This window comes from Streptococcus sp. CL8.13 (assembly GCF_049737895.1).
On record NZ_JBKOTT010000028.1, the window covers coordinates 1 to 8,473 of the forward strand.

9 protein-coding genes and 1 pseudogene are annotated in these 8,473 nt (G+C 38.8%); 2 read left to right on the forward strand and 8 right to left on the reverse strand.

The genetic code is table 11. The features are described from left to right. Positions 1–82, forward strand: an 82-nt coding sequence (locus tag ACLNCN_RS01735; protein ID WP_424844506.1) for a DUF2179 domain-containing protein, incomplete at its 5' end; no start/stop codon positions are given. Between the two features lie 68 nt (positions 83–150). Here ACLNCN_RS01735 and ACLNCN_RS01740 read toward each other — a convergent pair. From ACLNCN_RS01740 to eno, 6 genes and pseudogenes are all read right to left on the reverse strand, one after another. Further along, positions 151–417 (reverse strand): annotated as a pseudogene (locus tag ACLNCN_RS01740) (bifunctional riboflavin kinase/FAD synthetase); the annotation flags it as partial. 289 nt (positions 418–706) lie between these two features. Next, positions 707–1,567 carry a methionyl aminopeptidase gene (locus ACLNCN_RS01745; protein WP_060805538.1) on the reverse strand — a complete coding sequence of 287 codons (861 nt, stop codon included), beginning with the start codon at positions 1,565–1,567 and terminating at the stop codon, positions 707–709. 15 nt (positions 1,568–1,582) lie between these two features. After that, positions 1,583–2,860: a CBS-HotDog domain-containing transcription factor SpxR gene (spxR, locus tag ACLNCN_RS01750; protein ID WP_000033822.1), complete on the reverse strand. Its 1,278-nt coding sequence runs from the start codon at positions 2,858–2,860 to the stop codon at positions 1,583–1,585. After that, entirely contained in the window at positions 2,853–3,404 is a 552-nt protein-coding gene (locus tag ACLNCN_RS01755; RefSeq protein ID WP_424844502.1) for a GNAT family N-acetyltransferase, read from the reverse strand. The genes spxR and ACLNCN_RS01755 overlap by 8 nt, the downstream gene beginning before the upstream one ends. 15 nt (positions 3,405–3,419) lie before the next feature. Next, complete coding sequence (locus tag ACLNCN_RS01760; RefSeq protein WP_424844503.1) at positions 3,420–4,679, reverse strand: UDP-N-acetylglucosamine 1-carboxyvinyltransferase; 1,260 nt, start codon at positions 4,677–4,679, stop codon at positions 3,420–3,422. A 268-nt stretch (positions 4,680–4,947) separates the two neighbouring features. Continuing rightward, positions 4,948–6,252 carry a surface-displayed alpha-enolase gene (eno, locus tag ACLNCN_RS01765; protein ID WP_000022813.1) on the reverse strand — a complete coding sequence of 435 codons (1,305 nt, stop codon included), beginning with the start codon at positions 6,250–6,252 and terminating at the stop codon, positions 4,948–4,950. A gap of 163 nt (positions 6,253–6,415) precedes the next feature. On the opposite strand from eno, the gene ACLNCN_RS01770 reads away from it, so the two are divergent. Continuing rightward, a complete protein-coding gene (locus ACLNCN_RS01770) occupies positions 6,416–6,862 on the forward strand; it encodes a DUF1694 domain-containing protein (RefSeq protein ID WP_060628252.1) in 447 nt (148 codons plus the stop codon). On the opposite strand, the gene ACLNCN_RS01775 is transcribed toward ACLNCN_RS01770, so the two are convergent. After that, complete coding sequence (locus ACLNCN_RS01775) at positions 6,859–7,974, reverse strand: glycerate kinase (protein WP_424844504.1); 1,116 nt, start codon at positions 7,972–7,974, stop codon at positions 6,859–6,861. The genes ACLNCN_RS01770 and ACLNCN_RS01775 overlap by 4 nt on opposite strands. A gap of 8 nt (positions 7,975–7,982) precedes the next feature. Next, on the reverse strand, positions 7,983–8,473 hold a 491-nt coding region (serB, locus tag ACLNCN_RS01780), incomplete at its 5' end, for a phosphoserine phosphatase SerB (RefSeq protein WP_424844505.1).

Sequence of the window (8,473 nt, forward strand, 5' to 3'; positions counted from 1 at the left end):
TCGAATTGATCCTCAAGCCTTTATAACTATTACAGAAGCCCACGAAATCCTTGGCGAAGGCTTTACCTTTAAAAAAGAATAAAAAGAGGTAATGTACTGAATTGATTTCTTTTAGAATCTACAATAATAACGCGAAACAATGATAATTTATCCATCAAAGTAATCCTTTAAATCTTCTGTCGTGAGAGTATCGAATTGACTACTAAAATCAAGAAGATATAATTCCTCTACACCCTCTCGTTTTTACTTTCTTTCACGTTCAGCAGAGTTCAAAATATGTAAAAACAATTCCGAATGATAAGGCTCTAAAGCAATCTTTAAAGATTCATTAAACGTCATAACCACGATAGGCAATAAATCCTTCATCGCAGCCTTGTTGGCAACACGAAATAATTCTTTATCAGATAGTTTGCCAATATCTTTGTGGTTTTTATAGAAATAGTAGTAATTATAAAATAATTATTTCATAATGATATCTATTTCTGTAACAGAAAATCTGAAACATATTTTTTACCTGAAGTGTAACATTGTAGAAAATTCATTTTTTGAAATGATAATAATGTACAAGATATTGAGGTAAGAATTTTAAAACCAGAAAAACGCATTATATCAGGTACTTAAAAACATGATACAATGCGTTTATTTAATATGAAAAGATCTACTGGATTCTTTAGAAATGAACTTCCAGCAGTCTTTTCACTTTTTATTAATAAGTTCCTTCTTCACCTTGACTAGTCAAGATAACAGGTCCATCTTTTGTAATGACAAATTGGTGTTCATATTGGCAAGATAGGCCACCGTCAATGGTCTTATGCGCCCAGCCAGTTTTCATATCTGTATCGATTTCCCAGTCACCTGTATTGATCATTGGTTCAATAGTCAAGACCATTCCTTCACGAAGACGGAGTCCTCGACCTGCAATACCATAATTAGGAACCATTGGTTCTTCGTGCATGGTTGGGCCAACACCATGACCAACCAAATCACGCACTACACCGTATCCACGACTTTCAGCGTATTCTTGAATGGCTGCACCAATATCACCAATACGGTTTCCAACAACAGCTTGCTCAATCCCCTTATACATGGCTTCTTTAGTTACATCCATCAGATTTTTCACTTCTTCGGACGGTGTACCAACAGCATAAGCCCAACATGAGTCTGCTAGGCCACCAGAATAGCTCTGAGTGTATTTTTTCATTTGTTCAACATTGTTGAAGTTTAATTTTGAGACATTCAGGTCAGGTTTAGCAATTGGACCTCCCAAAACCATATCAACTTTGAGCAAATCACCATCTTTCAAGATATAGTGACGAGGGAAAGCATGAGCTACTTCATCATTAAGAGAGCAACAGGTAGCATAAGGATAGTCCATCATTGCACCGTCAACTCCAATCTGAAGCGGAAGGAAATTTTCTTCCTTACAACGACGGCGAACGTATTCTTCAACTTCCCACATATCTACGCCAGGCTTAATCAAATCACGCAAGCCAATATGGATACTTGCTAAAAAATCACCGGCCTTATCCATAGCTTCGATTTCACGAGCTGATTTTAATGTTATCATTTTTTCTCCTAGTTTCTAATTAATTTTAACGGTTACATTTGCTTTTGAAACAATCTGATGACCATGATAAATATCGTAATCAATAATTGCTGACCGTCTAGTATGGTGGATAATGCGTGCTTGAATGCGCAGTATATCATCTATCTGAACCGCCTGCAAAAAGTAGATCAGCATTTGTTCGATGATGAGATTGCGACCACTATTCACAACTAAATCTTGAGTCATGTGGGTCAGAATTTCTGCCAATACACCATTAGCCAAAACACCGTTCTTCTCTAGCATAAAGGGTTCCACTGTAATGACGACTTCATCATGGTGATAAGAAAGTTTTTGTCCAATCTGCTCAGAAAAAGTCGGTAGAGCCGAAACTTGGGAACGGCTCATCTTTTCCATGACATCTCGTCTGGTTACAACCCCAAGCAAGGTTTGATTATTCCGAACAACCGGTACCATTTCAAAGTCTTCAGCAATCATCCGTTGACTCACATTGGCAATATTTGTCGATAATCCAACTAAAAATAGACTACGTGACATGACCTTATCAATTGTGGTACTTGGTGACTTATCACCAGCGTCTCTCATGGTTACAACTCCAACAACAACCTGATGTTGATTGATAACCGGAAAACGACTACTACGATTCTTGCGTACCAGGTCCAAATAATCTTTAACAGTGTCGGTCTCTCTCAGAAAACCATATTCATGACTCGGGCGATAAAGTTTCTCAACTGTCAAAATATCAGTCTTAATTTGGACATTTGACAAGGCTTTATTGATCATAGTCGCAACGGTGAAAGTGTCATGCTTGCTTCTTAAAACAGGAATTCCTTTTTGATTAGCCAGTTTAATGACATCATCATGAACCTGAAATCCACCTGTAACCAGAACTGCATTTTCATTTTCCAGCGCTAATAATTGAATACGAGTCCGGTCTCCGACAATCAAGAGCCCCCCATCATGAAGGTAAGATAAGATATTTTGCTCAGTCATGGCACCGATTGAGAACTTACTAAATTCTCTCTCTAAACCTTCTTGACCAGCTAGAACCTCAGAAGAAGTCACTTCTGCAATTTCAGCAAAAGTTAATCTCTCTATAGCAACTTTCTGAGATTTAACACGGATAGTACCACTTCTTGGGCGAGTCTCTACAATTCCACGGTTTTCAGCTTCCTTGATAGCCCGATAAGCCGTTCCATCACTGACTCCCAGATGATTGGAAATGCTTCGAACACTGACCCTTTTACCGACAGGTAATTCCTCCAAATAGCTTAGAATTTCCTGATGCTTACTCATTGAATTCTCCTTTTACATACCGAAATTCAAGATAATCACGCATTTTCCTTGTATAGCGATCACTTCCTTTAAACTGACGAGTCAAACGGAATCCAGACTTTAGAGCAACCCTTTGGCTAGCTTCATTTTCAAGGTGGGTAATGATGGCTAATTGTTTTAATCCAAATTCCTCAAAAGAAAGCTGACAAATTTTTCTAACAACTTCTGTCATGAACCCTTGCGACCAAGCGTCTTTTCTCAAAAAATAACCAATTTCTGCTTCTTTTTTTATTTCATCTAGCTTTTCAAACTTAATAGAACCAATCATTTGTTGATTTTTCTGGTCACAAATAGCCCACACTCCCAAAGGGGACTTCATAAAGTAATTGGCCAGTGCATATTGACTTTCTTCCAGACTTGCCTGAGTTGGGAAAATAAATTGAAGATTTTCAGGATTTGAGGCTATCTCATGGAAGTCCTGACTATCACTAAAAAAGAAAGGACGCAAATACAAGCGATCCGTTTCAAAAAAAGAAAACATTGCTAATTTGGTCCAAATATTCATAAACACCTCTACGGTTTATTCTTCAACAAGTGTAATATCCGCTCCTAGATTACGTAATTTTTCAATAATATCAGAATAACCACGTAAGATAAACTCGATATTTGTAATTTCAGTTTGCCCCTCGGCCATCAAACCAGCAATAACTAAAGCTGCACCAGCTCTCAGGTCAGTTGCTTTTACATTTGCACCACGTAAACTACGTCCACCGGTATATAAAATGTAGTTGTTTGTAGTCGTAATATCTGCATCCATCTTTGCTAGTTCAAAAACATGGTTTACTCGTTTTTCATAAATGGTATCAATAATGGTACCACGCCCCTCTGCTGTTAACAAGAGAGGAGTAATTGGTTGTTGCAAGTCAGTAGCAAAACCAGGATAAGGAGCTGTCTTAATATTGATTGCTTTCAAATTAGACTGTTCTTCGACAAAAATACTGTCTTCAGATACAGTCATTCTCACACCCATCTCTTCCAACTTAGCGATGAATCCTTCTAAGTGTTCGTATAATACATTGTTGATACGAATTCCCTTACCGACTGCAGCAGCTAAGGAAATATATGTTCCTGCTTCGATACGGTCTGGAATCACCTGATGACGGGTTCCATGTAATCTTTCAACACCATCAATAATGATGATATTAGTCCCTGCACCGCGGATATGGGCTCCCATATTATTCAAGAGGGTAGCTACATCAATAATTTCAGGTTCACGGGCTGCATTTTCAATAATAGTACGACCATTCGCTTTAACCGCAGCAATCATCGTATTAATCGTCGCACCGACACTAACCGTATCCATGTAAATACTTGCGCCGTGAAGTCCTGTATCTTTAGCAGATAACTTCATGTTATCACCCTCGTAGCTAACAGTAGCTCCCATAGCTTCAAAAGCCTTAAGATGTAGATCAATAGGGCGAGGTCCCAAATCACATCCACCAGGTAAACCAACAGTAGCTTCACCAAAGCGACCTAAAAGACTTCCATAAAAATAATAAGATGCACGAAGACTATTGATTTTCCCATAAGGCATTGGAATATTTTGAACACCTCTTGGATCAATCTCCAATACATCGTCATAACGCTTAACAGTAGCTCCCATCAATTCCATGATTTCGACAAGACTAGCAACATCAGAAATATCAGGTACACAATCTAAAGTCACAACATCATCTGCCAAAATAATAGCTGGAATTAAAGCTACAACACTATTTTTTGCACCACTAATGGTAATCTCACCTTGCAGGGGCAAGCCACCATTGATAACAATTTTTCTCATTTTAAATTTTTAATACTCTTTCAAAATTTCTAAAAAGGTCCTACGTTAAAGTATACCATAAATTCAGCTTTTTTTCTATCATTTTCAATTATATTAGCTGAATCGTATTTGTATTAACTTACCTTTTTTAAAAAGTTATGCCCCTTTTTTGCCCCCTGAACAGAAAAAAAGCCCTTCGGATAAAATCCGAGGGGCTAGAAACGTTGTTAAATCAACGGCCGAACTTTTGAATTTCAAGGTTCGGGATAAAATAGTTCACTGAACTATTTTATTTTTTAAGGTTGTAGAATGATTTCAATCCACGGTATTCAGCTACTTCACCAAGTTGGTCTTCGATGCGAAGCAATTGGTTGTATTTAGCGATACGGTCTGTACGTGAAAGTGAACCAGTCTTGATTTGTCCTGCATTAGTTGCAACTGCGATGTCAGCGATTGTTGAATCTTCAGTTTCACCTGAACGGTGTGATACAACGGCAGTGTAACCAGCTTCTTTAGCCATTTCGATAGCTTCAAAAGTTTCAGTAAGAGTACCGATTTGGTTAACTTTGATAAGGATTGAGTTAGCAGCACCTTCTTGGATACCACGTGCAAGGTAGTCAGTGTTTGTTACGAAGAAGTCGTCACCAACAAGTTGAACTTTCTTACCAAGACGTTCAGTAAGAGCTTTCCAACCATCCCAGTCGTTTTCATCCATACCATCTTCGATAGTGATGATTGGGTATTTGTTAACCAATTCTTCAAGGTAGTCGATTTGTTCTGCAGATGTACGAACAGCAGCACCTTCACCTTCAAATTTAGTGTAGTCGTAAACTTTACGTTCTTTATCGTAGAATTCTGATGAAGCACAGTCAAATCCGATAAATACATCTTTACCTGGAACGTATCCAGCAGCTTCGATCGCAGCAAGGATAGTTTCAACACCGTCTTCAGTTCCTTCGAAACGAGGAGCAAATCCACCTTCGTCACCTACGGCAGTTTCCAAACCACGTGATTTAAGGATTTTCTTAAGAGCGTGGAAGATTTCAGCACCGTAACGAAGAGCTTCTTTAAATGTTGGCGCACCAACTGGCAAGATCATGAACTCTTGGAAAGCGATTGGAGCGTCAGAGTGAGAACCACCGTTGATGATGTTCATCATTGGAGTTGGAAGAACTTTAGTGTTGAATCCACCAAGGTAGCTGTAAAGTGGGATTTCAAGGTAGTCAGCAGCAGCACGAGCAACAGCGATAGACACACCAAGGATTGCGTTTGCACCCAATTTACCTTTGTTAGGAGTACCGTCAAGAGCGATCATAGCACGGTCGATAGCTTGTTGATCACGTACATCGTAGCCGATGATAGCTTCAGCAATGATGTTGTTTACGTTGTCAACAGCTTTTTGTGTACCAAGACCACCGTAACGAGATTTGTCACCGTCGCGAAGTTCAACTGCTTCGTGTTCACCAGTAGAAGCTCCTGATGGAACCATACCACGTCCGAAAGCACCTGATTCAGTGTAAACTTCTACTTCAAGTGTTGGGTTACCGCGTGAGTCTAGGACTTCGCGAGCGTAAACATCAGTAATAATTGACATTTTTTACTCTCCTTATGAGTTAAATTTTTTACACCTCTATAATACCTTAAAAGCCCTCCTTTTTCAAGAAAAAACGTTATCTTTGTGCAAATTTTCCTTAACTTTATAAAGTAATCGCTTTCTTTTATCTGTTTTATTCTAACTTTTATGATATACTGTTTTCATGACAGATTTATCAAAACAATTACTTGAAAAAGCTCATGGTGGGCCAAAATTAAATCCAGATGAGCAAAGACGCTATCTTGGCACTTTTGAGGAAAGAGTTCTTGGATATGCAGATATTGACACAGCAAATAGTCCTCAGCTAGAAAAAGGCTTTTTATCTATTTTAGAAAACCTACAGGAAAAAGCAGAGCCACTATTTGTGAAAATCTCACCAACTATCGAATTTGACAAGCAAGTTTTCTACTTAAAAGAAGCTAAAGAAACTGATAGTCAAGCTACCATTGTATCTGAAGAGCATACTTCTTCTCCTTTTGGCCTGATTATCCATAGCAATGCACCAGTACAAGTAGAAGAAAAGAACCTTCGACTTGCTTTTGCAAAACTTTGGGAAGTTAAAAAGGAAGAACCAGCCAAAACATCCATCTGGAAGAAATGGTTTGGCTAAATCTTGCGCATAGTTAATAAATGCCCTATATTGGCAGCCGTGTGCTCCAAATAGAGACTGGCATTTTTCAAACTATCTTCTAGAGGTTCACTTTTCTCCAAAATTGAAAAAACCGCTTGGATATTCTCAAATGGTAGGGAAGGTAAATCTTCAGCAAGACTACCACAAATAGCAATGACAGGAACTTCGACAGGGGTTCTTTTTGCAACACCAATAGGCGCTTTACCTGATAAGCTTTGAAGATCTAGCCTCCCTTCTCCTACAACAACCAAATCAGCATCTGAAACTTTCTTATCAAAGTTGATTAGGTTCAAGCAGGTATCAATTCCCGACACGATATTTGCCTGAGCAAAGGCACACAAACCGCCAGCAATGCCTCCACCAGCTCCTGCTCCTTTTATTTCCAATATTGCAGGTGAGTTTTTTTCATAAAAATCTTGGATTGCTTGATCTACGGCATCAAACATAGTAGGATCTAGGCCTTTTTGCTTGCCAAACGTGTAGGTCGCACCTTGAGGACCACATAAGGGACACACGACATCTGCTAAAATACGAATTTGCACATCTTCAGGAATTTCATAGCGATTTTCTGTTGAAACTGAAGCTAATTTTAGTAAGGATTGACCGCATGCAGGCAAGACATTTCCATCCCTATCATAAAAACGATAACCTAAACCAGCAGCAATCCCAATTCCTCCGTCATTACTGGCCGTACCACCAACACCGATATAGATTTCTTTAATCCCTTGAGCAATGAGATAACGAATCAATTCCCCTATTCCACAAGTTTGGATTTGAAGTGGATTTCGTTTCTCTAGCGGAATTTTTCCAAGGCCAACCAAGTCGGCAACTTCAAATAGTGCCAGTTGACTTTTTTGAAAATAGCGCATGGCTTCTTTTTGTCCAAAAGCTCCTGTCACTTGGATCCATTTTTCTTCAAGGTCAATAGAATGCCGAATAGCATCTACTGTACCTTCCCCACCATCACCAACAGGACAGAGGAGACATTCTACATCTGCTATCGATTGTTGGAAGCCTCTTTTTATAGCTTCAGCTACCTCTTCAGCGGTCAAGCTTTCCTTAAATGAATCTGGTGCAATTACAATCTTCATATTTTCCCTCATTCTAAAAAGTCAATCAAAGGTAGAACTTCTAAAAAATCTCTCTTGTCAACATGATGTGGTATTTCTTTTTTGAGTACCTCTTTGGCACAAAAGGCAATTCCTAGTCCTGATGACTTCAACATCAATAAATCATTGGCCCCATCACCGATTGCAATCGTTCTTTCTTTAGGAAGTTTTAGTTTCTCTCTCCATTTTTCCAGAGTCTCTTTTTTGACCTGGGGACTGATAATTTGTCCAACTAATGTTCCTGTTAGAAGACCGTCTTTAACTTCTAGTTGGTTGGCAGAGAAATAGGAAATACTAAGGGATTTTGCTAATCTCGCAACTATTGGTGTAAAGCCCCCAGACACCAGACCAACTAGGATTCCGTTCTTTTGGAGAATAGAGATAAATATCTGTGCATTTGGCGATAGATGAATAGAGTCGAAAGCTTTATCAAATACAGAGACAGGAAGGCCTTCCAAGAAGGAAACTCTTTTTCTTAAAC

What these genes read in the sequence shown, in the direction of transcription:
- ACLNCN_RS01745 (WP_060805538.1), bottom strand. Translation starts at nt 1,567, where the DNA reads ATGATAACATTAAAATCAGCTCGTGAAATCGAAGCTATGGATAAGGCC.
- spxR (WP_000033822.1), bottom strand. Translation starts at nt 2,860, where the DNA reads ATGAGTAAGCATCAGGAAATTCTAAGCTATTTGGAGGAATTACCTGTC.
- ACLNCN_RS01755 (WP_424844502.1), bottom strand. Translation starts at nt 3,404, where the DNA reads ATGAATATTTGGACCAAATTAGCAATGTTTTCTTTTTTTGAAACGGAT.
- ACLNCN_RS01760 (WP_424844503.1), bottom strand. Translation starts at nt 4,679, where the DNA reads ATGAGAAAAATTGTTATCAATGGTGGCTTGCCCCTGCAAGGTGAGATT.
- eno (WP_000022813.1), bottom strand. Translation starts at nt 6,252, where the DNA reads ATGTCAATTATTACTGATGTTTACGCTCGCGAAGTCCTAGACTCACGC.
- ACLNCN_RS01770 (WP_060628252.1), top strand. Translation starts at nt 6,416, where the DNA reads ATGACAGATTTATCAAAACAATTACTTGAAAAAGCTCATGGTGGGCCA.
- ACLNCN_RS01775 (WP_424844504.1), bottom strand. Translation starts at nt 7,974, where the DNA reads ATGAAGATTGTAATTGCACCAGATTCATTTAAGGAAAGCTTGACCGCT.